The sequence below is a fragment of the Bradyrhizobium guangdongense genome (assembly GCF_006483445.1).
Taxonomy (GTDB): Bacteria; Pseudomonadota; Alphaproteobacteria; order Rhizobiales; family Xanthobacteraceae; genus Bradyrhizobium; species Bradyrhizobium guangdongense_A.
Map to the genome: position 1 here is coordinate 1 of NZ_PPPT01000048.1, position 22,583 is coordinate 22,583.

Annotated in this window: 26 protein-coding genes and 1 pseudogene; 7 read left to right on the forward strand and 20 right to left on the reverse strand. The window is 63.6% G+C overall.

Annotated elements, in window-relative coordinates:
* From C2U70_RS33420 to C2U70_RS07500, 5 genes and pseudogenes are all read right to left on the reverse strand, one after another.
* A pseudogene (locus tag C2U70_RS33420) lies at nucleotides 1–168 on the reverse strand (DNA-binding response regulator); the annotation flags it as partial.
* A 123-nt stretch (nucleotides 169–291) separates the two neighbouring features.
* A complete protein-coding gene (locus C2U70_RS07485; protein ID WP_140977368.1) occupies nucleotides 292–1,380 on the reverse strand; it encodes a TRAP transporter substrate-binding protein in 1,089 nt (362 codons plus the stop codon).
* 169 nt (nucleotides 1,381–1,549) lie between these two features.
* Entirely contained in the window at nucleotides 1,550–2,641 is a 1,092-nt protein-coding gene (locus C2U70_RS07490) for a TRAP transporter substrate-binding protein (protein WP_140977369.1), read from the reverse strand.
* 191 nt (nucleotides 2,642–2,832) lie between these two features.
* On the reverse strand, nucleotides 2,833–3,975 hold the full coding sequence (locus C2U70_RS07495) for an Mrp/NBP35 family ATP-binding protein (protein ID WP_140977370.1): 1,143 nt from the start codon (nucleotides 3,973–3,975) through the stop codon (nucleotides 2,833–2,835).
* Nucleotides 3,976–4,119: 144 nt separating this feature from the next.
* On the reverse strand, nucleotides 4,120–4,554 hold the full coding sequence (locus C2U70_RS07500) for a VOC family protein (RefSeq protein WP_140977371.1): 435 nt from the start codon (nucleotides 4,552–4,554) through the stop codon (nucleotides 4,120–4,122).
* A 202-nt stretch (nucleotides 4,555–4,756) separates the two neighbouring features.
* On the opposite strand from C2U70_RS07500, the gene C2U70_RS07505 reads away from it, so the two are divergent.
* The 5 genes from C2U70_RS07505 to C2U70_RS07525 all read left to right on the forward strand — a co-directional run bounded on the left by C2U70_RS07505 (nucleotide 4,757) and on the right by C2U70_RS07525 (nucleotide 9,439).
* Nucleotides 4,757–5,629 (forward strand): NAD(P)-dependent oxidoreductase, encoded by an 873-nt coding sequence (locus tag C2U70_RS07505; protein ID WP_140977372.1) that lies wholly within the window; start codon nucleotides 4,757–4,759, stop codon nucleotides 5,627–5,629.
* 22 nt (nucleotides 5,630–5,651) lie between these two features.
* Nucleotides 5,652–6,929, forward strand: a complete 1,278-nt coding sequence (gene nhaD, locus C2U70_RS07510; protein WP_140977373.1) for a sodium:proton antiporter NhaD — start codon at nucleotides 5,652–5,654, stop codon at nucleotides 6,927–6,929.
* 141 nt (nucleotides 6,930–7,070) lie between these two features.
* The gene (locus C2U70_RS07515; protein ID WP_186294114.1) at nucleotides 7,071–8,663 is read left to right on the forward strand and encodes a sensor histidine kinase; all 1,593 of its coding nucleotides are present in this window, start codon (nucleotides 7,071–7,073) and stop codon (nucleotides 8,661–8,663) included.
* 43 nt (nucleotides 8,664–8,706) lie between these two features.
* Complete coding sequence (locus C2U70_RS07520) at nucleotides 8,707–8,904, forward strand: DUF1289 domain-containing protein (protein ID WP_140977375.1); 198 nt, start codon at nucleotides 8,707–8,709, stop codon at nucleotides 8,902–8,904.
* 22 nt (nucleotides 8,905–8,926) lie between these two features.
* Nucleotides 8,927–9,439 carry a TIGR02281 family clan AA aspartic protease gene (locus C2U70_RS07525; protein WP_140977376.1) on the forward strand — a complete coding sequence of 171 codons (513 nt, stop codon included), beginning with the start codon at nucleotides 8,927–8,929 and terminating at the stop codon, nucleotides 9,437–9,439.
* 5 nt (nucleotides 9,440–9,444) lie between these two features.
* Here C2U70_RS07525 and dusA read toward each other — a convergent pair whose 3' ends face one another.
* On the reverse strand, nucleotides 9,445–10,440 hold the full coding sequence (gene dusA, locus C2U70_RS07530) for a tRNA dihydrouridine(20/20a) synthase DusA (protein WP_140977377.1): 996 nt from the start codon (nucleotides 10,438–10,440) through the stop codon (nucleotides 9,445–9,447).
* 366 nt (nucleotides 10,441–10,806) lie between these two features.
* Between dusA and C2U70_RS07535 the strand changes: the two genes are divergently transcribed.
* Nucleotides 10,807–11,124 carry an ArsR/SmtB family transcription factor gene (locus C2U70_RS07535; protein WP_140977378.1) on the forward strand — a complete coding sequence of 106 codons (318 nt, stop codon included), beginning with the start codon at nucleotides 10,807–10,809 and terminating at the stop codon, nucleotides 11,122–11,124.
* A 27-nt stretch (nucleotides 11,125–11,151) separates the two neighbouring features.
* Here C2U70_RS07535 and C2U70_RS07540 read toward each other — a convergent pair whose 3' ends face one another.
* From C2U70_RS07540 to C2U70_RS07605, 14 genes are all read right to left on the reverse strand, one after another.
* Nucleotides 11,152–11,703, reverse strand: coding sequence for a YeeE/YedE thiosulfate transporter family protein (locus C2U70_RS07540; RefSeq protein WP_140977379.1), 552 nt, complete (start codon nucleotides 11,701–11,703; stop codon nucleotides 11,152–11,154).
* A 13-nt stretch (nucleotides 11,704–11,716) separates the two neighbouring features.
* A complete protein-coding gene (locus C2U70_RS07545) occupies nucleotides 11,717–12,268 on the reverse strand; it encodes a YeeE/YedE thiosulfate transporter family protein (protein ID WP_140977380.1) in 552 nt (183 codons plus the stop codon).
* Between the two features lie 105 nt (nucleotides 12,269–12,373).
* A complete protein-coding gene (locus tag C2U70_RS07550; RefSeq protein ID WP_140977381.1) occupies nucleotides 12,374–13,465 on the reverse strand; it encodes a YeeE/YedE family protein in 1,092 nt (363 codons plus the stop codon).
* 100 nt (nucleotides 13,466–13,565) lie between these two features.
* Nucleotides 13,566–13,889 (reverse strand): DsrE family protein, encoded by a 324-nt coding sequence (locus C2U70_RS07555; RefSeq protein ID WP_140977382.1) that lies wholly within the window; start codon nucleotides 13,887–13,889, stop codon nucleotides 13,566–13,568.
* An 8-nt stretch (nucleotides 13,890–13,897) separates the two neighbouring features.
* A complete protein-coding gene (locus C2U70_RS07560) occupies nucleotides 13,898–14,803 on the reverse strand; it encodes an alpha/beta hydrolase (protein WP_140977383.1) in 906 nt (301 codons plus the stop codon).
* A 14-nt stretch (nucleotides 14,804–14,817) separates the two neighbouring features.
* Entirely contained in the window at nucleotides 14,818–15,285 is a 468-nt protein-coding gene (locus C2U70_RS07565; RefSeq protein WP_140977384.1) for a hypothetical protein, read from the reverse strand.
* The gene (locus C2U70_RS07570; RefSeq protein WP_246666689.1) at nucleotides 15,282–15,974 is read right to left on the reverse strand and encodes a c-type cytochrome; all 693 of its coding nucleotides are present in this window, start codon (nucleotides 15,972–15,974) and stop codon (nucleotides 15,282–15,284) included. Before C2U70_RS07570 ends, C2U70_RS07565 begins: the two co-directional genes overlap by 4 nt.
* Nucleotides 15,958–17,229 (reverse strand): sulfite dehydrogenase, encoded by a 1,272-nt coding sequence (soxC, locus tag C2U70_RS07575; protein ID WP_140977386.1) that lies wholly within the window; start codon nucleotides 17,227–17,229, stop codon nucleotides 15,958–15,960. Before soxC ends, C2U70_RS07570 begins: the two co-directional genes overlap by 17 nt.
* A gap of 6 nt (nucleotides 17,230–17,235) precedes the next feature.
* The gene (gene soxB, locus C2U70_RS07580; protein WP_140977387.1) at nucleotides 17,236–18,927 is read right to left on the reverse strand and encodes a thiosulfohydrolase SoxB; all 1,692 of its coding nucleotides are present in this window, start codon (nucleotides 18,925–18,927) and stop codon (nucleotides 17,236–17,238) included.
* Between the two features lie 23 nt (nucleotides 18,928–18,950).
* The gene (gene soxA, locus C2U70_RS07585; RefSeq protein WP_140977388.1) at nucleotides 18,951–19,772 is read right to left on the reverse strand and encodes a sulfur oxidation c-type cytochrome SoxA; all 822 of its coding nucleotides are present in this window, start codon (nucleotides 19,770–19,772) and stop codon (nucleotides 18,951–18,953) included.
* Between the two features lie 27 nt (nucleotides 19,773–19,799).
* Complete coding sequence (gene soxZ, locus C2U70_RS07590; protein ID WP_140977389.1) at nucleotides 19,800–20,126, reverse strand: thiosulfate oxidation carrier complex protein SoxZ; 327 nt, start codon at nucleotides 20,124–20,126, stop codon at nucleotides 19,800–19,802.
* 17 nt (nucleotides 20,127–20,143) lie between these two features.
* Nucleotides 20,144–20,596: a thiosulfate oxidation carrier protein SoxY gene (gene soxY / locus C2U70_RS07595; RefSeq protein WP_140977390.1), complete on the reverse strand. Its 453-nt coding sequence runs from the start codon at nucleotides 20,594–20,596 to the stop codon at nucleotides 20,144–20,146.
* An 18-nt stretch (nucleotides 20,597–20,614) separates the two neighbouring features.
* Nucleotides 20,615–21,070, reverse strand: coding sequence for a sulfur oxidation c-type cytochrome SoxX (soxX, locus tag C2U70_RS07600; RefSeq protein WP_140977391.1), 456 nt, complete (start codon nucleotides 21,068–21,070; stop codon nucleotides 20,615–20,617).
* A 127-nt stretch (nucleotides 21,071–21,197) separates the two neighbouring features.
* Nucleotides 21,198–21,779 carry a SoxW family protein gene (locus C2U70_RS07605; RefSeq protein WP_140977392.1) on the reverse strand — a complete coding sequence of 194 codons (582 nt, stop codon included), beginning with the start codon at nucleotides 21,777–21,779 and terminating at the stop codon, nucleotides 21,198–21,200.
* 107 nt (nucleotides 21,780–21,886) lie between these two features.
* On the opposite strand from C2U70_RS07605, the gene C2U70_RS07610 reads away from it, so the two are divergent.
* A complete protein-coding gene (locus C2U70_RS07610) occupies nucleotides 21,887–22,582 on the forward strand; it encodes a hypothetical protein (protein WP_246666690.1) in 696 nt (231 codons plus the stop codon).
* The last annotated feature ends 1 nt before the right edge of the window (nucleotide 22,583 follow it).

Genomic DNA, 22,583 nt, shown 5'->3' on the forward strand with positions numbered 1-22,583 from the left:
GTCGGGCAGGCCGAGATCGAGGACCATGGCGGCGTAGCTGACGTTGCGGGTGGCATCGCGCGCCTCCGCAGCGCTGCTCACGACGTCGCTCTCGTAACCCGCCGTCAGCAGGCCGCTCGCGACGAGCTGTGAGAGCTCGATATTGTCCTCGACGATCAGAAGGCGCATTTCACTTTGGGTCCGGATCATTCCGATGCTGCAGGAAATCCTGACCCAGGGATCGGACAGGTTCAAGGCAAAAGCCCCGGAGTTTGCACTCCGGGGCTCTTTTCAGTTTGCTGCTTGTCGCAATCAGGTCTGTGGATTGCGTGCCATGAAGCTGTCGTAGCCGAGCTCGGCAACCTGGAACCATTGGTAGCCGTTGCTCGTGAAGCTGTTCATGGAATCCAGCACCTTCTTGAAGTTCGGATTGGTTGCCGCGGTCTCGGCATACAGCTCCTTGGTCGCCTTCAGGCAGGCCTGCATGATCGGCGGCGAAAACGCGTGCAGCTTCGTGCCGCCGGCGAGCAATTTCTTCATCGCTGCCGGATTGGCCTGATCGTATCTCGCCATCATCCAGCTATTGGCCGCCTGGCCGGCCTGCTCGATGATGGCTTGGTAGGGCTTCGGCAGCGAATTCCACTTCTCAAGGTTGACGAGTCCCATCAGCATCGGGCCGCCTTCCCACCATCCGGGATAGTAATAGTGTGGCGCGACCTTGTTGAAGCCGAGCTTCTCGTCGTCATACGGCCCGACCCATTCGGCAGCGTCGATGGTGCCCTTTTCCAGGGCGGGATAGATATCGCCTCCGGCAAGCTGCTGCGGCACGACGCCCAGCTTCTGCAGAACCTTCCCGGCGAAGCCCCCGATGCGCATCTTCAGACCCTTGAGGTCGTCGACGGTGTTGATCTCCTTCCGGAACCAGCCGCCCATCTGACAGCCGGTGTTGCCGGCGAGGAACGAGATGACGTTGTAGCCCTTGTAAAACTCGTTCATCAGCTCCTTGCCGCCGCCCAGCATGTACCAAGCCTGGTTGAGACGCTGATTGGGGCCGAACGGCACCGCCGTCGCGAAGGCAAAGGTCGGATCCTTGCCGAAGTAATAATAGGAGGCCGTATGTCCCATCTCGACCGTGCCGTTTTGCACGGCGTCGAGAACCTGCAAGCCCGGCACGATCTCGCCGGCGGCGAAGGTCTGGATCTGGAACTTGTTGTCCGTGGCTTCGCCAACGTATTTGGCAAACAGCTCGACGCCGCCCCAGAGCGTATCGAGCGACTTCGGCCAGCTCGCCGTCAACCGCCACTTGATCTCCGGCATCGACTGCGCGATGGCCGGTGCGGCGAGCGCGGCACTTCCGGCGGCCGCAAGCCCGGTGACCCTGATGAAGTCTCTTCTCTTCATGATTTCCTACCCTGATGGATTGTGACTGTGTGCGCGCCTTCTTGACGAGGCTTCGGACGGCAGCATGGAGCATCCGGTTCCCGAATGCCATACGCAAAAAGCCCAGCCTCGCTGACGAGGCCGGGCTTTCCGGTCTTCCGACTTGGGACGTAGGCAGCCTAAGTCTTGATCAGCCGCGGGTCCGCGAGCGGATCATGAAGCTGTCGTAGGTATATTCGGCGACCTGCCACCACAGATACTCATCGGAGCGGTAGGCCTGCATGGCGTCGATCGACTTCTTGAAGTCGGCGTTCTTGGCCGAGATCTCGCCCCACAGCTCGTTGGTTGCCTTGAGGCAAGCCTCGAGCACTTCGTTGGTGAAGGGACGAAGCTGGGTGCCGCCGGCCACCAGGCGCTTCAGCGCGGTCGGATTGACCATGTCGTAGCGGGCCGCCATCCAGGTATTGGCGTGGACGGTCGCGCTGGTGAGGATCGCCTGATAGTTCTTGGGCAGCGCGTTCCACTTCTCCAGGTTGACCATGGCGTGCACGGTCGGGCCGCCCTCCCAGAAACCCGGATAGTAGTAGTACTTGGCGACCTTGGCGAAGCCGAGCTTCTCGTCGTCATACGGACCGACCCACTCGGCCGCGTCGATGGTGCCCTTTTCCAGCGCCGGATAGATGTCGCCGCCAGCGAGCTGCTGCGGCACGACGCCGACCTTCTGGAGCACCTGGCCGGCGATGCCGCCGATGCGGAATTTCAGGCCGGAGAGATCGGCAACGGTCTTGATCTCCTTGCGGAACCAGCCGCCCATCTGGGTGCCGGTGTTGCCGCAGGGGAAGCCGATCACACCCGATTTCTTGAAGAACTCGTTGGCGAGCTCGTTGCCGCCGCCCTGGAAGAGCCAGGAGTTCTGCTGGCGCGCGTTGAGGCCGAACGGCACCGCGGAGTAGATCGCAAAGGTCGGGTCCTTGCCGACGTAATAGTACGACACCGTGTGGCACATCTCGACCGTGCCATTCGAGGTCGCGTCGAGCGCCTGCAGGCCCGGGACGACTTCACCGGCGGCGAAAACCTGGATCTGGAACTTGCCATCGGTCATGTCGGAGACGTATTTCGCCACCTGCTCGGCGCCGCCATAGATGGTGTCGAGCGATTTCGGGAAGCTCGACGTCAGGCGCCACTTCACCTCGGGCATCGATTGGGCAATTGCCGGCGAGGCCACCGCGGCGGTCGCCGCCGCACCTGCTGCCGACACTTTCAGGAAATCACGACGCTTCATCTTCAGGTCTCTCCTTGTAGGGGCGTTTCCCCGACTTCTCTTTTTGCTGCCGCCCCGGCTATGCGCTAAAATAGCCGCATCGAACCGAACGCGCCTTGACTAGCGGGGGCGTTTAACACGGATATCCCGGTTTCGAAACGCGACAATGGCATGACTGGACTGTACGAAAGTCGCATGCCCGCAGGGACATCTCAGGCCGCCGGAATCGTGCCCTTGAGCTGGTCCCGCACGCCCCCGGCAATGGCGCGATAGATCGCCGCGTGGGGTCCATCCGGCTCGCTGTCGACCACCGGATTCCCGGCATCCGACGTCGAGCGAATCGCCATGTGGAGCGGGATTTCGCCCAGGAACGGTACCCCAAGCTTCTCGGCCTCGTGCCGGGCCCCGCCATGGCCGAAAATGTCCGACTTGGTCCCGCAATGCGGGCACTGGAAATAGCTCATGTTCTCGACGATGCCGAGCACGGGCACGTTGACCTTCTTGAACATGGCAAGGCCCCGCCGTGCGTCGATCAGGGACAGGTCCTGCGGGGTCGAGACGATCACCGCGCCCTTGAGGGGGACGTTCTGGGCGAGCGTGAGCTGGGCGTCGCCCGTGCCGGGCGGCATGTCGACGACGAGGACATCGAGCTTGCCCCAGTCGACGTCGCGCAGCATCTGGGTCACCGCCGACATCACCATCGGTCCGCGCCAGATCATCGCCGTCTCCTCCTCGACGAGGAAGCCGATCGACATGATGGCGAGGCCGAAGCGACGAAGCGGGATCATCTTGCGCTCGGCGTTCAGCTCCGGCTTGTCGCGCAGGCCCGTCAAGCGCGGCACCGAGGGGCCGTAGATGTCGGCGTCGAGCAGCCCGACCTTGAGGCCGAGATCGCGCAGGCCCAGCGCCAGGTTGAGCGCGGTCGTGGACTTGCCGACCCCGCCCTTGCCGGAGGCCACCGCGATGACCGCGGCGACGCCGGGAATTTCGGCCTGGCGCGACATCGGCGAGGCAGCACCCGGCGGATGCGGATGCTTATGGGCGGCAGCCGGTTGGACGCCCTGCGTGCGACCTGCGGCCGGTGGCGGCGGTGGCGCTGCGGTGCCCGGCTTGCGCTCGGCGGTCAGCGCGACCATGGCGGTGGTCACCCCCGGCATGGCGCGGACGGCGGCTTCGGCTTCAGCCCGGATGGACTCCCAGGCCCGCGCCTCGGCGGCATCGACGTTGATGGAGAAGAAGACCTTGCCGTCAGAGGCGCTGATCGCGCTCAGCACATTGGCATTGGTGAGCGCGACCCCGCGCGGCGATTTGATCCGGCCGAGGATTTCGAGAACCTGCTGCTGCGTCACGCTCAAGGGCGCATCTCCTGAACGAGCATGATCCGGAAAAGTGTGGGCGGTTTTCCGATAAGATCATGCTCAACTAAGAAACCCCAAAGGCGCGATCCCGATCGCGCTTTTGGGCTGATGCGCCCCATTAAGACGGAAACGCCGAAAAGGCTACTGCCTCCCGATATCGTCCGCACTCTCCATGGGCGCAGCCCCCTGCTCCTTGGCGGCCTCGTAGTTGAGCTCGATCATCACCCCGTTGGGGTCGTGGACGAAGATCTGCCAGAGGTCGCCGCCGGGCACCTGGCGGGAGTCGAATGCCATGCCCTTGGAGCTCAGCCGCCGCTTCATGCCGTCAAAGCCCTGGCTGACGAAGGCGACGTGGTGAACAACGCCGGAATCGGGCTTTTGGGCCTCGTCGGTCGCAGAAATGTCGACCAGGTGGACCACCGCCTTGCCCTCGCTATACATCCAGGCGCCCGGAAACGCGAAATTCGGCCGCGCGCCCTTCTCGAGGCCCAGCACGTCCTCATAGAAGCGGACCGTCTCGGCGAGTTTCCGGGTCCTGATGTTGAAATGATCGAGGACGCCCACGCTCACACCCATGTCGCTCACTCCCTTTTTTTGAAATCCTTGTCCTTGCATCCTAGCACAGGAGGTCGCCAAACGAAGCCGTTGCCCTCCCCGCTCTAGGGTTTATGGTGCGCCCGTTCCGCACCGTGCGACGGAACCCCTCTTTGAGAATATGGCCGGCTGGCTCCAGCCCCGGCAAATCAACAAATCCCAGGGTCCAAACAAGGTTACACACATGGCTAAAGTCGCTTTCCTCGGTCTCGGCGTGATGGGCTTTCCGATGGCGGGTCACCTCGTGAAAAAGGGCGGCCATGAGGTGACCGTCTATAACCGCACCGCGGCCAAGGCCAAGGAATGGGCGGACAAGTTCGGTGGCAAGACCGCGGCCACGCCGAAGGCCGCCGCCGAAGGCCAGGACTTCGTGATGTGCTGCGTCGGCAACGACAACGATCTGCGTGCGGTGACGATCGGCGCCGACGGCGCGTTCGCCGGCATGAAGAAGGGCGCGACCTTCGTCGACCACACCACGGCATCAGCCGAAGTCGCGCGCGAGCTCGATGCCGCCGCGACCAAGGCCGGCTTCAAGTTCGTCGACGCGCCCGTCTCCGGCGGCCAGGCCGGCGCGGAGAACGGCGTGCTCACGGTGATGTGCGGCGGTGCCCCGGATGCCTATGCCGGCGCCGAGCCGATCATCACGGGCGCCTATGCGCGGATGTGCAAGCTGCTCGGGCCGGCCGGCTCCGGCCAACTGACGAAGATGGTCAACCAGATCTGCATCGCCGGTCTGGTGCAGGGCCTCTCCGAGGGCATCCACTTCGCCAAGAAGAGCGGCCTCGACGTCGCCGCCGTGATCGAGACCATCTCGAAGGGGGCCGCGCAGTCCTGGCAGATGGAGAACCGCTACAAGACCATGAACGAGGGCAAGTACGATTTCGGCTTCGCCGTCGAATGGATGCGCAAGGACCTGTCGATCGCGATCGCCGAAGCCCGCCGCAACGGCGCCAACCTGCCGGTCACCGCGCTGGTCGACCAGTTCTACTCCGAAGTCGAGAAGATGGGCGGCAAGCGCTGGGATACGTCGAGCCTGCTCGCACGTCTTTCACGCTGACGGCTGAGGGGCTGACACCGCCTTGCTGATCGCGCTCGCCACGATCTTCGTTCTGGCTTACGCGGCGATCGCGCTCGAGCATCCCATTGGGATCAACAAGAGCGCGAGCGCGCTGATCGGTGCCGGCCTGTTGTGGACCTTGTACGCGACGGCAATGCACGACCCGGCGACGGTCAACCACCAGCTCGAGGAGTCCGTCGCCTCCACCGCGCAGATCGTGTTCTTCCTGATCGGCGCGATGACGATCGTCGAGGTGATCGACGCCCATAATGGCTTCGAGGTCATCACCGCGCTGATCCGCACCAGGAGCCAGATCACCCTGATCTGGCTCATCGGCTTCGTGACGTTCTTTCTCAGCGCGATCCTGGACAACCTCACCACGACCATCGTCATGGTCTCGCTGATCCAGAAGCTCATCAGCGAGCGTAACGACCGGCTGGTGTTCGCCTCCCTTATCGTGATCGCGGCGAATGCCGGTGGCGCCTGGACCGTGATCGGCGACGTGACCACGACGATGCTCTGGATCGGTGGACAGGTCACGCCAGTGAATATCATGACCGCGCTGATCCTGCCGTCGCTGATCAACCTTCTGGTGCCACTGGGGATCGTGAGCTGGTCGCTGCGGGGCAAGCTGATCGCGCCGCTCTCCAGGGATGACAGCCTGCCAAAGGTCGATCCGTTCGAGCGCAACCTGATGTTCTATCTCGGGCTCGGCATTCTCATCGCCGTACCGGTCTTCAAAACGGCCACCCATCTTGCGCCCTTCATGGGCATCCTGTTCGGGCTCGGCGTTCTCTGGATGGTCGGCGAGATCGTCCATCGCCGCAAGGACGAGGACGAACGCCGGCCCCTCACCCTCGTGCACGCCCTGACGCGGATCGACATGACCGCGATCGTGTTCTTTGTCGGCATCCTGCTTGCGGTCGCAGCGCTCGAACATGCCGGAATGCTTGCGATGCTGGCGCGCTGGCTTGAGGCAACCATTGGCCGACACGACGTCATCGTCATCCTGCTCGGCCTCCTCAGCGCCATCATCGACAATGTGCCGCTGGTGGCCGCGACCATGGGCATGTACGAGCTGAAGCAGTTCCCGCCAGACAGCTTCATCTGGGAGTTCATCGCCTACTGCGCCGGCACCGGCGGATCGATCCTGATCATCGGTTCCGCGGCCGGTGTCGCCGCGATGGGCCTCGAGAAGATCGAGTTCCTCTGGTACGCCCGCCGCATCGGCGGACTGGCGCTGCTCGGCTATCTGGCGGGTGCCGGCGTCTACATCGCGCAATATGCGTTGACGCAGTGAGCCGAGCCGCCGCTGCTCGCCCAAATTAACCCCCGGTTAACGTAATTCTTTAGCTCCTTAAGTCAGCTCTTAAGGATTTATTGCCAGAGATAGAGAATGCAGAAGGCCCGTCCAAAGCGCGGGCAGGAATTGTGTCGTTGCATGAGTAACCCCGCTGAAAAACCCGAGGTCGTGCAGGTTCCGGCCGAGCCGGTGGCCCCGCCGTCGGCGAGCAGCCGAAAGGCTGCGGCGAAGCGGGTGCGCGAGGCCCGCGACAAGTTAACGTCCACGAGCGGAACGCGGCCCGCCTTCGACAGCGAACTGCTCCGGCAATATGCCCAGACGCGGCTGTCGGCGTCCTACGTCGTGATGCTGCTGGTGGTAGCGACCGGCCTCTTGTTCGGGCTCTGGATGCAGCCGATCCCGGCGGCGGTCTGGACCTGCGGCATGCTCTGCATCCACGCCGCGATGATCAAGAGCTGCCACCGCTTCCTGGCCGAGCCATCGACGCCGGCCGGAACGCGCAAATGGCGCACGCGCTTCGTCGTGCTCGACCTGCTCTACGGCCTGTGCTGGATGGCGATCCTGATCCACCCCGTGCTCGACATGGTCACGGAAACGCTGATGATGTTCCTGATGCTGCTGGTGATCGCAGTGTCGAGCATGCTGGCGGCCAACCTGCCGATCGCGGCGCTTGCGGCCACCGCCCCCGTTGCGGTCGCGATGGCGCTGAGCTTCGTCGTCACCGGCTCTCTGGACAATTACATCCTGGCGGCGCTGGCGCTCGCCGCCGAGTTCTATTTCGTGCTGCTTGCACGGCAGTTGCACGCCTCGACCTTCGCCACGTTAGAGGCGCGCGCGGAGAAGGATGCGCTGATCGGCGAGCTGGAACAGGCCAAGGCGATCTCCGACGAGGCGCGCCACCGCGCCGAGTCGGCCAATGTCGCGAAGTCGCGCTTCCTGGCGCAGATGAGCCACGAGCTGCGCACGCCGCTCAACGCCATCCTCGGCTTCTCCGAGGTGATGAAGAGCGAGATTTTTGGCGCGCATGCGGTGCCGGTCTACAAGGAATATTCCGCCGACATCCATAATTCCGGGGTGCACCTGCTCAACCTCATCAACGAGATCCTCGATCTGTCGCGGATCGAGGCCGGCCGCTACGAGCTCAACGAAGAAGCGGTCTCGCTGCTCGGCGTGGTCGCCGACTGCCATCATCTGATGAAGCTGCGCGCCTCCAACCGCGGCATCACCATCCACGAGGTGTTCGAGCAGGACATGCCGCGGCTGTGGGCCGACGAGCGCGCCATCCGCCAGGTCGTGCTCAATCTCTTATCCAACTCGATCAAGTTCACGCCGCAGGGCGGCGAGATCTGGCTGAAGGTCGGTTGGACCGCGTCCGGCGGCCAATATCTCAGCGTCAGGGATTCCGGTTCCGGAATCCCCGAGGATGAGATCCCGATCGTGCTGGCCTCATTCGGCCAAGGCTCCAACTCGATCAAGTCGGCCGAACAGGGCGCGGGCCTCGGCCTGCCCATCGCCAAGAACCTGGTCGATATGCACGGCGGCACCTTCACGCTGAAATCGAAGCTGCGCATCGGCACCGAAGTGATCGTCACCTTCCCGCCGGAGCGCGTGATGTCGGCGCTGGCGCCGATGGCGGAAGAAGCTCCGCCGCTTCAGCCGGACACTGTTGTTCCCGACGAGAAACGCCGGCCGCGCAACAAGCCGATCATGAGCGCGGGCACGGGTTCATAAGAGATGCTTGCAGACCTGCCCGATTATCCGTCACTATGCCCGAATGAGCAAAGATACGCCGTGCATCGCCGTCTGCATGATCGATCCCAAGACCAGGCTGTGCTTCGGCTGCGGCCGCACGCTTCCCGAGATCGCGCGCTGGCATGCGATGGAGCGCAGCGAACGGCTCGCGGTGATGGCGCTGTTGCCCGCGCGCATGGCGCAAGCCGGCCTGCAGCCGATGGCGGGTTCGAAAGCCTGACGCAGTCGTTTGGAGACGCCCGATGAGCCGTCTCATCCTGGTCGTCCTGCTTCTGGTCGCAACCGCGGGCGCGGTCGTCGCCTACAACGATCCCGAGCAGGTCGCGCGCGCCAGCGACACCGTGTCCGATTTCCTGCGCAAGCGCACCACCGTGAAGACCCAGGCCGTCGAAATCCAGCGCGGCCGAGGCGGCGAATTCGCGCTGCTGGCGCGGATCAACGGCGTCAACGCGCCGATGGTAGTCGACACCGGCGCGACCTCCGTCGTGCTCACCTACGAGACAGCAAAGGCGGCCGGCCTGCCGCTCGAATTGCTGGACTACAATGTCGATGTCGAAACGGCCGGCGGCCACACCAAGGCGGCGCGGCTCACGCTCGATCGCCTTGCCATCGGCAAGCTGGTCGAGCGCTCGGTGCCGGCCCTGGTGGTGCCGCACGGCACGATGAAGACAAACCTGCTCGGCATGAGCTTCCTCGACCGGCTGGAGCGCCTCGAAGTGCGCGCCGACAAGCTGAAGCTGCACGGTTATCAGTAAAACGACTACGCTGCGGCTTCCGCCGGCTCGCGCAGCGTGACGCGCGCGATCGCATCGCGCAGCACAGAAACACCCGCCCCCGGCTTGACGCCATTCTCCGCCAGATGCCGGCGAAATGCGCGCGCACCCGGCACCGCATGGAAGGCGCCGACGAAGTGCCGCGTGATAGCGTGCAATCGCGTCCCCTGTGCAAGCTGCGCCTCGATGTAAGGCATCATCGCCTCGAGCGCGTCCTGCATGGTCGCATGCGGCGCCGCCTCGCCAAAAATCTCGGCATCGACCGCAAGCAGCCGCCACGGCTCCTGATAGGCGGCCCGTCCCAGCATCACGCCATCGACATGGGCGAGATGCGCCTTCGCTTCGTCGATGCTGAGGATGCCGCCGTTGATGATAATGGGCACCTCCGGCATCGCGCGCTTGAGCCGGTAGACGCGATCATAATCGAGCGGCGGGATGTCGCGGTTTTCCTTCGGCGACAACCCGTTGAGCCAGGCCTTTCGGGCGTGCACGATCAAGGCGTCGCTGCCGGCGGCGACGACGCCACGCGCGAGCGCATCAAGTGCTGCCTCGGGATCCTGATCGTCGATGCCGATGCGGCACTTCACGGTGACGGGCACGCGCACCGCGCGCTTCATCGCGGCAACGCACTCGGCAACCAGCGCCGGTTCCGCCATCAGGCAAGCACCGAAACGGCCGTCCTTCACGCGATCCGACGGACAGCCGACATTGAGATTGATCTCGTCATAGCCAAAGCTTTCGCCAATCTTTGCCGCTTCCGCGAGGTCGCGCGGGTCGGAACCGCCGAGCTGCAACGCCACCGGATGCTCGCACGCATCGTGCCCAAGCAGCCGCGCCCGGTCGCCATGGATGACTGCGCCCGTGGTCAGCATCTCCGTGTAAAGCAACGCCCGACGCGTGAGATGGCGATGGAAGACGCGACATTGCCGGTCAGTCCAATCCATCATGGGGGCCGTGGAAAATCCGCGATCTAAATCATTCATTTTGCTAAGATATTTTGATTCCGATCGACCCTTTAGGCGATTGATCCGATTGAGAAGCCTGTTTGAGCAAGCTTCCGCTGTTTGGCTCTTCTAGGACCATATATGCATGAATTGGAAGCGGAAATCGCTACTTCGGATTCTCAGTCCACACGTCGCCTGCGCGGGAGCGAGAGTGCGCACGTCACTCCTATGACGTGTGTCAGAGGTCCCTGAGAGCGACGGGCTTCGGTTATACTCATGCCGCGACGTCAGTATACCTCGCATGGTCATACTGCGCCCATTCAATAGCGGACCATTCATGACCGGCCAAACCAGGATTTCCGTCGCTTTTGACGGCTGGCATCCAAATGCTAATGAAACATCGTCATGCGCCGAATGAACACGAACGAACTCCAAAAGCAGGCGAAGGCGGTGGCCGCAGTGATGCGCATGTTCGCCAATGAGCATCGTCTGCTCATCGTCTGCAAGCTAGTCGAATATGGCGAAATCACCGCGAGCGCGCTTGCCGAGGATGTCGGCATTTCCGCTTCGGCTCTATCGCAGCACCTTGCAAAGCTGAAGACAGAGCGTATCGTCGCCTGTCGGCGCGATGGTCAAGCGATGTGGTACCGTATCGCAGACCAGCGGATCGAAGAGCTGTTTTCAACGCTGCACAAGCTCTTCTGCAAGACGCCAAAACGGTGAACTGCCCGTTCGGATTGCGGTAATTTGTTATATGCGCTTCCGCCTGGCTTCCGCGGATTCGACCCACCAAAAGAAGAGCCCGGCGCCGACCGCAAGCGCAGCAAACCAGACGATGTCCGGGATATTCGTCACATCCGGAAGTCGGACTTTGCCCAGCGTCCAGACGTTGAGCACATGGGCCTTCAGCCAGTCGAAGCTCAGCGCGTAGAGGACGGCGCCTGCGACCATGCCGAGCGCACCGACCAAGGCATGGACGCTACCGGTGGCGATCGCGCCGAGCGCCGTTCCGGGACAGTAGCCGTACACCACCATGCCGACGCCGAACAGCGCGGCGCCGAGCGCGACCGCCAGCATGTTGGCATCCTTCACATAGTATTTCGTGTTGCCGGTATCGACGAGCAACAGCACGCCGAGCCCGCCGACGACGATCGCCGTGCCCATCACCTTCAACACGGTGAAGTCGCGCAAGCGAAACTGGTTCTCGATCACGTTGCAGTTCGTCACCTTGCCACGCTGAAGCAGGAAGCCGAAGGCCGCGCCCATCAACACCGGACCAAGGATTGTCATCATTGCGGTCATCTCGATTCTCCCCTCAGCGGTTGCGGAACATGAGTGCGGAGATACCGAGCCCGGTGGCAAACATCACCGCCAGAAATAGCCAGCTCGACACCGCGAGCTGCAAGCCGCCGGAAATGCCGTGTCCGCTGGTGCAGCCACCGGCGAGCCGCGCGCCGTACATGATCACGATGCCGCCGAGAAACGCGCCGACAAAGCGCTTGGCGATCGACGGTCCGAAGCGCTCCTTCCAGACGTCAGGCACGAGCTCAAGCCGCCAGGTGCCCGACATCACCGCCGAGAGCAACGCGCCAGCGGGAATGCCGACCAGGAACCAGACGCCGTAGTCCCATTTCAGCGGCATGCTCTTCCAGTAGGAATTCTGCGCCACCGCCTCCGGCCCGATCACCGGGACGGCGAACAGCGAGGCGACGCGCGAATAGGCAGTGGTGACGCCGAGCGGATCGCCGAACACCGCAAACGCGATCCAGCTCAACAGTCCGATTCCGGCGCCGACCAGATAGGGCGACCAGTCGATCCGCGCGGCGCGCGGCGTCTCGCGAACATAGCTTTCCGTGATGGTAGTCATGTGCGTTTCCCCGGCAGCGGCGCGATCCGCGTTTCTGCCGCGCGATCGGCCCGCACCGAAAATCATATTCAAAAAATATAATTTAGCAACGTCTAAATTATGAGGTCAGGCGCCCATCGCTGGCGAGTCCGCCGCCTGCTGCGGTTGCGGCGCGCCGGCGCGATCGACCAGCAGATCGGTGAGCCCTGCCCCGAGCCACATGCCGCCGAGCACGAGCCAGGCGGTGAGCGCGAATACCGAGGCGCCGGTCACCCCGGCGCCGACCGCGCAGCCGCCGGCGAGCATCGCACCGAACCCCATCAACACCGCGCCGAGGAGATAGCGCCGCATGCCGAGTCCGTCCGAAAAGCCCTCAAGCTTCAACTCGTGCGCGACAGCCGCGGCGACGAACGAGCCGAGGAACACGCCGGGAATGATACCGAGGTCGAAGCCGAGCCGGAGCTGCGAACTGTTGAGCACCAGCATCAGCAATTCGGCCGAGGGGCCGCTGAAGGTGAGGCTTTTCAACGATACCGGTGCGAAGGAGGTCTGCGAGAGCTGGTAGGTGAAGAGCCAGCCGGCAACCACGGCGGCGCCGGTTGCCAGCGCGGAGAGAATCAGGCGGCGCGGCAACTGGCTGCGAAAAGCGAAGGCGAGCCCCGCAATCAGCCACAGTCCGCCGAAAGCGAGCTTCTCGGGCAAGCCTGCGCCGAACATGGCCATGATGTCGCGCGACGGGCCGCCATCGACCAGCCACAGATTGGTCACCCATTCGCGCGCGGGCGACAAGAGGCCGCGATACGAGGCCTGCGCCGTCACAGCGAACACCAGGCCCGACAGCAGCGCTCTCAGATTGCCGTTGGCCGACAGCACCAGCAGCCGGCTGGCGCAGCCGCGCGCCAGGATCATGCCGCAGCCGAACATCACGCCGCCCGCGATCGCGCCCGAGATGCTGCCCTGCTGCGCGAGTTGACGCGCCTCGGAGACGTCGAGCAGGCCCAACACGACAAAGGCCTGCGTGCCCACGAGTGCCGCCGCAAAGGTCAGGAGCCAAACCGCCAGGCGCGGCCCGCCCTCGCCGCGGGAAAATTCGACGGCTGCCGCACGCAGGCAGAAGCGGCTACGCTGGGCGAAGAACCCGAACAGGCCACCGACCAGAAGACCGCCAAGCCATGACAGCCAGTCTTCGCCCAGGAGATCGATGACTGTCGTCAGCACGGCCGCCTCAGTGCTCCATCGAGGTCCGCCAATCTACCGTGCGGCGCGGCCTCGCTAAATGAGCCAAATCAAGGCCCGAAAAGCCCGCGGGAGATCGCCATCAGGGACGCAGATAGGCATATCCCTGCTGTTGCAGCTCGGCGAGCCGAACGACGCCGCCCCTCTCAGCCACCACGAAGCCGGGCGTGAGGTCGTCGAGCTTGACGCCCTGTGCCTTCATCGTGTTGGCGCACGCGTCAAATCCGACGCCGCCATCGACGTGGTTCTGGAGGTTGCCCAGCACGAAGACGACCCGCTCGGCATCGGCGAGGTGATAGACGACGCGCTGTCGCGCGGGCGCCTCCGTCGCCGCGGCCGTCTCGCGCGCAGCGAGAGCGCCGAATAGTGCCGCAAGGCTGACGCGAAGCATTAATCGGCGCTGCACGGTCCCTCCTATCGTGTCTGCTTGATGAACTCCGCGATGCGGTCGGTGACATCTTCCGTAAAGAGGTCGCGGAAGAAATGATCGGCGTCCTCGATTCTTTCGAGTTGCACTCTGCCGCCGCTCGAATCGGCGAGCGGTGCGAAGGACGCTGTCACGTCGGGCACTACGGTATCCTTGGTGGCGGTGAGCACCAGCACCGGCAGCTTCATGCGCGCCACGAGCGCCGCGGTGTCCTGGGCGGCATCGGCGGCATAGAAGGAGGCAAAGGCCCGCGCCGTCACCACAGCGTTGCGGCAATAGATGAAGCCGGGCACGTCCATCCATTCGCCGCCGCGTCCCGCAGCGATGGCCTTGGTCGCCTTCTCCAGCAGCGGCTCGAGCGGCTTGCCATAGGTCTGGGCATAGGAGGCGCGCAGGCCAACCTCCGCTCCCCCGGTCGTCGGCGCCAGCAGCACCGCACCCGCGACGGGAGCGGTTTCGCTTGCCGCCAAATAGCGCGCGACCTGGTTGCCGCCGCGCGAGTGACCGAAGACGAAGACGAATCGCGACATGCTCTTCGCCCGCGCCACCCAGGCGCCGATCTCACCAACCGCTTCGTCGGCCGCATAGTCGTGCCGTGTGGCGCAGTCATACATGCCCTTGCGGCGATCGAGCCCCAGCGTAAGCGTATGCGCGAGCGAAGCGATACCGCGCTGCTCGAGTGCCTTGGCAACGCCCTGCATGACCTCCATGTCCTTGTGCGCGAGCGTACCGTGGGTCATCACGACCAGCGGCGTGTCTGGCGCCATCGACGCGGGCGTGCGCAGCGTCGCGAGCGCCGTATGGCCGTTGATGGACAATTCGAGCTCCTGCTCGGCGGCGCAGGCAGGCCGCGCGAGAGCGAGCAAGACAGCCAGTCCCATCAACCATCGCATCGGCGTCTCTCTCCTCAGGGACGAACGATCGTCCAGTTCCTTTCCGCCAGATCCATCAGCGCGGCAACACCGACCTGGGTGACGCTGACACCCTTGATCAGCGGCGGCCGCCGGCCTTCTTCCTTCGCCGCGAGCGTCTCCAGCGTATTGCCGCAGGCGATAAAGCTCACATTGGGCATCGACTTCAAAAAGTTCACCAGGCGCTCCTTCACCGGCGATCGGTCCTCGAGCAGCATGTCGAGGCCGCCGTTGAAGGCGACCACCACGATCTCGGCGTCCTCACCCTGCCCGGAATAGTGCCGCGAGACGTTGGCCGCAACATCGAGGACGGCGCGCATCTTGACCGGGTCGTCGTCACTGATCTGCAGCGCGAGCTTGTGTGGCTCGGCTGCCCGGGTCGGGGCGGCGCAACTTGTCACGACAAGGGCGGCAGCGACCAGCCCGCGAAGCAATCCGCGGCGGCTCGCCTGCCCGCGGCTCACTCCACGCCCCGCGACTTCTTGTCCTTGCCATCTTCAGGGGTCACGTCGATTGCAGCCGCGCGCGCGGTGATCTTCACCGGCGCGATGCAATCCTTCATGCAAGGATCCTTCTGCCAGAACGACTTCTCCGTGGTCGCGCGATCATCCATCACAAATCCGTGCTCATTCGGCATCTTGATCGTGGCGAGGTTCTTGTTGGTCAGCTCGAAATTCTGGTCGGTAACGACATCGTTCAGGTACAAGACATAGGCGACCAGCGCATAGTATTCGTCGACCGACAACGACTCCGCATTGCCATAGGGCATGGCGTGACGGACGTAGTCGAACACGGTCGAGGCGTAGGGCCAGTACGAACCCACCGTCTTGACCGGATTGTCAGAGGTCAGCGAGCCCTTGCCGCCGGCGAGCACCGGCCAGCGGCCATTGCCCTCGCCGAACTCGCCGTGGCAGGACGCGCAATTGTCCATGAAGAGCTTTTCGCCCTGGTTAACCGTGCCCTTGCCCTGCGGCAGGCCCTGACCATCGGGCCGCACGTCGATATCCCAGCCGCGGATTTCCTCCGCAGTCGGCGCGCGGCCGATGTGATAACGCTGACCGGCTTTGGCATCGGTCTTCTGCTGCCCGAGCGCGGGCGCGCTCAGCGCGCAAGCGAGCAGCGCCGTTAGAATGAACTTAGGCGACTTCGACATTCTCGACCTCACCATTGGCCTGCACATGCCAGGTCTGGATGCCATTGTTGTGATAGATGGAGTTGACGCCGCGGATCTTGCGCAGCTCGGCCTTACTCGGCTGCACGTAGCCGGTCTCGTCCTGCACACGCGATTGCAGCAGCAGCGGCTCGCCGTTCCAGTCGAACTCGTAGTAGAAACGCGTCAGCGCCTTGTCGAGCACGGGCCCATCGAGCCGCGCCGGCCACCAGTTGCGGCCGCCATCGAGCGAGACGTCCACGCGCTTGACCTTGCCGTTTCCACTCCAGGCCAGCCCCGAGACGATGGTAAAACCCTTGCCGTGCCTGATCGGCGCCTGCGGACTGGGGCTCGTGATCACCGACTTGGCGTCCATCGACCAGGTGAAGCGACGCGCCTTGCCGTTGGGCATCAGGTCCGTGTATTTCGACGTCTCCTCGCGGGTATGCCAGGGCTGATCGCCGATCTTGATGCGGCGCAGCCACTTGACCCAGAGATTGCCCTGCCAGCCTGGCACGACGAGCCGCATCGGATAGCCCTGCTCGGGATAGAGCGCCTCGCCATTCATCTTGTAGGCAATGATGCAGTCGTCGAGCGCCTTCTCAATCGGCAGGCTGCGGTCCATCGCAGCCGCATCGGCGCCCTCGACCAGCAACCACTTGCCATTGCTCTTGACGCCGGCTTCTTCCAGGAGCGTGCGCAGCGACACGCCGGTGTACTGCACGCAATGGATCATGCCGTGGGTGAACTGGCAGCCATTGAGCTGCGCACCGCGCCACTCCATGCCGGAGTTGGCCGCGCATTCCATGAAGTGGATGCGGTTGACGCGCGGATAGCGCTTGAGCTCCTCAAGCGTAAGGATCAGCGGACGCTCCACTAGGCCATGGATCATCAGGCGATGATCGGCCGGATCGATCTCGGCGATGCCGCCGTGATGCCGCTCGAAACAGAGACCGTTCGGCGTGATGATGCCTTCGAGCTCGTGCAGCGGGGTGAAGCTGACGGAGGATTCGCGCGAGGCGGTCAGCCATTCGACGTCGCGCCGGACGACGTCCTTCTCGAATTTCGATGGCTTGCCATAGGGACGCACGACGACGCCTTCGCCGAGCGATTTGGTCCATTCCGGCACGTTGGGGGGCTGGTTGGCCGGATTGCCGCCGCCGGCGAAGGCGGGCTTGGCGAGCACCGACGCCGCAGCGCCGGCACCAGCGGCCAGGAAATTACGTCGGGATTGCCGGGGACTGTCCATCTTCGACATCGCTTCTTACGCTCCGGTCACTTTGACAGCTCTATTGGGTTCGAGGCGAACCGTCTTCTGTCGGGTCAGATAGTTGGCGACGACCTCCCAGATGGGCGGCCCTTCGGTTCCTTCGTTGACGCTGGCCCAGCCGGCGACCTGATATTCCCTGGCGGGATCGATCGGCGCGCCGGTCTTGACCAGCCGCATGTCCGAGATGCGGCTGCCTTGCGGCTTTGCGACATCGATCGCGTAGGACAGCCCGCCGATGCGCACCATGTCGCCGCCCTGCTGGTAGTAGGGATCGACGTTGAAGAGATTGTCGGCGACGTCCTCGATGATCTCCTTCAACCGCGCACCCGTCATGCCCATGCGATAGACCGCCGGATAGGTGATCGCAGTCGCGTTGGTGACGTCCTCGAAGGTGATGTCCTGCCCCGGCAGCACGCTGGTGCCCCAGCGGAAGCCGGGCGACAGCGCGATCTCGGCGTCGCGCTCCTGCACCAGCGCCTGGCAGATCAGATCGTCGAACGTGCCGTTGAAATTGCCGCGCCGGTAGAGCAGCGAATCCGTCTTGCCGAGCACTTTGGCCAGGTCGGACGCGAAGGGCTTGCGCACCTCGGCGATCTTCGCGGCCATCTCGGCATCGGCCGCGATCACGTCGGAGAACAGCGGAATGAGTTTGTAACTGTAAGCCTTGACCTCGCCGTCGCGGACGTCGAGGTCGAGCCGCGACACGAACTTGCCGGACGAACCCGACGCGATCAGCAGTGTCTTGCCGACCTTCACCGCCTCCGGCAGCGCGTCGTGGGTATGTCCGGTCAGGATCACGTCGACGCCCTTGACGCGGCTCGCAAGCTTGCGGTCGACATCAAAACCGTTGTGCGAGAGCAGCACGACGAGCTGCGCACCACCCTTGCGCGCCTTGTCGACCTGCGCCTGGACGTCCTCCTCGCGCACGCCGAACGACCAGTTCGGAATCATCCAGCGCGGATTGGCGACCGGAGTATAGGGAAAGGCCTGGCCCAGCACCGCGATCTTGACGCCGCCGCGCTCGATCATGGTCGAGGGCTCGAACGCCGCCTCGTTCCATTCGGTATCGCGGATGTTGAGACCGAGGAACGGGAAGCCGAGTCCTTCGATCGCCTGCTTGACCCGCTCGGTGCCGTAGGTGAACTCCCAATGCCCGGTCATGGCGTCCGGTTTGAGCAGGGCCATGCAGTCGATCATGTCCTGGCCGCGTGTTTTCAAGGACGACCATGATCCCTGCCAGGTATCGCCGCCGTCGAGCAAAGCGACCTTGTCGCCGCGCTCGGCGCGAATGGCCTTGATGACCGTGGCGGCGCGATCGAGGCCGCCGATCCGGCCATAGGTTTTGGCGAGCGCTTCGAAGTCCTCCGATGTCAACGCATACGCAGCCGACGACCCCGGCGCGATGCCGAAACGGGCGAGAAATTCCTTCGCCGTCACGTGCGGCGGAAGTCCCTTCGCTTCGCCGACGCCGAGATTGGTCGAGGGCTCGCGGAAATACAGTGGCATCAGCTGGCCGTGGATGTCGGTGACGTGTACTAGCGTAACGTTACCGAGCGGCTCGAAGGCCAGGAGCTCCTTCTCCGTCAGACGCTGCTGGGCGAACGCTCTTGTCAGGCCGGCGCTGGCGCCGGCCGTCAGCGCGACCGTCGCCGTGGCGACCTGAATGAACTCGCGGCGAGAGATCATGCCCAAGGCTCCTGGAATCTCGATTAGTTGCGCACCGCGGGCGTTTCGACCGGCAGCCCGATGCCGCGCCAGGCGACGTAGAGCTCGAGCGCAAGAAACTCGTCCGACAGCGGCTTGAAAGGCTCGGCACGCACGTCGAACATGCAGCCTTCGAAGCGCTCGTGCAGCGGCACCACACGCTGGTCGCGCAGCCGATAGGTCGGAAAGCCGTTGGTCTGGCCTTGGCTGAGAAAATCGGCCCGCATGAACTTGCCGTTGTTGCGTTCATGACAGGATGCGCATGCAAGATCGAGCTGACCGTAGCGCGTATAATAGGTCTGTTTACCGCGCTCGAACCACGGCGACATCGGACCGTCGGTCTTGACCGCCACCGGCATGCCCCGTGACTGGAAACGGACGAAAGTCGTCATGTCGGTGAGCGCCTGGGACTTGAAGGCCCATGGCTCTGCCTTCATTTTTTCGGTGCGGCAGATGTTGATGCGTTGCTCGAGATTGACCGGCTTCTTCAGCTTGTCGTCCCATTTCGGCATAGCGGCGCCGACGCCCTTCATGCTCGTCTCGGCCTGGCCGTGGCAGCTCATGCAGGACTTGCCCTCTGTGCCTTCGACCTTCTTCCAGACGTCCGCGGCGCGCTCCACCGCGAGGAAGCCCGGGTTCTCCAGATCGTCGTCCTGCAGCGCACGGGTCTCCTTGCTGCGAAATTCGTAGCCGGAGATGATGGTCTTGAAGACGTGGCCGGGCGGCGCAGCGATGCCCTTGCGCTCGGCGTCCTGTGCGTATGCAAGCGTCGCAAAGGATGCGGCGACCACGACCGCAACGGCAAGTCCAACATATCGCGACAGCATCCGCCCTCTCCCTCGAAGCTCTCGGCCTTACGCCTTGAGCGCGATCTTTTCTTCGGCCGTGATCACGGAGCCGTCGTCATCGGTCCAGGAGAATTTGAACGTCCCGGCCTCCTCCACTTTGGCATCGAATTGGATGTACGGGTTGGCCGAGATCGCCGGCTCGAGAGCGCAAGCGAAGACTGGTCGGCCGTTGAACTCGCAGGTGAACTTGTTGATGATCTTGCGCGGAATGGGCTTGCCCTGCGCATCCTTGCGCTGGCCAGATTCCATGACGTGAGCGACCAGGGTCTTGATCTGGATGACCTCACCCTTGGCTGCCTCCTTGGGAAGCTTGATACGCGGTTTGTCTGCCATTGTTCTCTCCTTGAGCCCTAGCCGCCGCAGCCGCCGATGGTCACCTTCACGGTCTTCTGCTCCGTGAACAGCGATCCGTCGCTCATCTTCGCAATCGCAACCACGTTCTGCGTGGCGGCGAGCCGGATCCGGACCGAGGCCTCCGCCTTGCCCGAGAGCGGCGTGAACATCAGCGTTGCAACGCCGGCGTTCGGATTGCCGTCGGCGAGAAGCATGACCTCCTTGACGTGGGACTCAGCGGTCATCGGGCTCTCGATACTGATCGACAGCGGCACGGTGTTGCCGTTCTCCGCGATCTCCGGCAGGTCGAGCGAAATCTTGCCCTTGGCAGGCTGCTTGCCGCCGGTGAACTTCTCGATCCACTTGGCCGCATCGTTCGTCACTTCAGCGTCCGCGGCCATGGGCATCAGGGTCAGCATGACGAAGCCGCCCCCGAGCGCAAATGCCTGCCGTCGATTGATGGCCTTCATTCCTGATCCTCCTCGCCGTCAGTTCAGCGTCTTGAGAAAAGCGATGACGTCCTCGACCTGCGCGGCCGTCAGAATGGATTTGCCGACGAATTCCGGCCGCACCCGGCTCAAGCCTTCGTTCTTGAAAAACGCCGGCATGACCGTGTCGGTGAAAATGCGCTTGGGATCGGCGACGATGAGACGCAATTGCGCCTCGGTATAGCGGCCGGCCACGCCATCGAGCGACGGACCGAACTCGCCGTGGAATTCCTCGGATTTCAGGCTGGTGACCTGATGACAGGCCAAACAGTTGCCGAGCGTGCGCGTCAGAAACACCTTCTTGCCAGCCGCGGCACTGCCGGGCGCGCCAGTCAGGGATTTCGGCAAGGAGTCGTTGGCGATATCGAGCGTGATCGGCGTCTTCGCCGGCTCCTGGGCGCAAGCGCCGGCTGCCGACAGACACAGTGCAAACGCAGCCGCAAGCGAGCGCCGCATGTTCCCTACCCTCTGGCGAGGTAACGCCCGCCTTTGATTGCGATGGACTCACGCTCCATCAAATTCAGTTATTATGATATGTTCATATAAACGACGGCGTCAAGCGGAATTCGCAAACCGCGGTCAGCTAGCCGTTGGTCGCGAGAAAATCCCGGAACGAGCCGCGCTCATAGGCCCGCTCCCGAACGAAGCGAAACATCGCCAGGAAATGCGGCGGCTTGAGATAGCCCGGCGCGCGCGCAACCTCGCGCGCCAGCGGTTCCTTGGCCTCGATACCGGCCGGCGATGGCGGAAAGAACTGAAACGTCGGGGTGAACCTGATCCGGTATTTCTGGGCGATATCCTTCTCCGACAATTCCTGGCCGTCGACATCCGTAACCTTACGGGAGCCGATCAGATTGAGCTGCAGCACCTCGAAATTGTCGCGGATGTAGTTGGTGATGTCGGTATCGGCAAAGTTCACCAGATGCGTTTCGCGGCAATAGGGACAGCCGCGCAACTCCCACATGATCACGAGGCGCTTGCCGCTGGCAGCAGCACTTTCGAGATCCTCGCGGAGGTCGAGGAAGCTCTGGAGAAACCATGGTTCGTGATACAGCCCGTCGTCGCCGACCGCCGGCTCGGCCGCCGCCTCGCCGCGGCCCGCGGCAAAGGCAGCCGCCGATGCCAAGGCGAGAAAGCCGCGCCGCGTCGGCCTGCTGAACGACATCAGGGATCTGCGCCCCGGAAGATCTTGCGCATCGGTCATTTTCATTATGATATTCAAATACTCGAATATGACAAGGATTTCCCATCTTGCGCTGCATCATCATCATCATGCTGGCATGGCTCGCCTCGAGCGGGCTCGGCGCCGAGGCCGGCAGCCCTAAGGATTTCGCAACGGCAATCCCGCCGATCATGGCCAATCTGCGCACGGCCGCGAGCTATGCACGTACCGGAAACGTCGCGCTGGCGCAGATGGAAATCGACGAGGCGCTGGCGGCGTGGAAGCGGCTTCAGGACAGTGTTATTGCCCTGCCCCCGCCCTACGCGCCGGCTGCGCTGGCCGAATTTCTTGCCAGGGACGGCGAACGGCTTGCGGCGGTGGCGCGCGCGCTTGACAACGGCGATACTGCCGCCGCCGGGCGCGAGCTGCTTGCGCTCCGCCGGTCATTTCATGAGCTCAGGCGCCAAGCGGGTCTCTACGATCTCGGCGACTGCGTCTTCGAGATCGCGCCGGCAATGGAGAGGCTGCGCGTCGCGGCCACGCGATTCGGTGAGCAACCCGCGTCGGCACGCGCCGAGGATACCGTTGCCGCGGCAGGCGCATTCCGCGATCGTCTGCAGCGCTGTAACGATTGGGCCAGCGCTGATGTCTCCGGGCAGGGTGAATTTCGCCGCCTGATCGACGGCGCGATCGCTAGCAGCGGCGAGATCGCCCATGCCGCGATGGCTGGCGACGGGCCGCTCGTGCATCGCTACCTGATCGAGCTGCAATCCTACGCGCAGCTCCTCGATTTCCGTTACGGTTAGT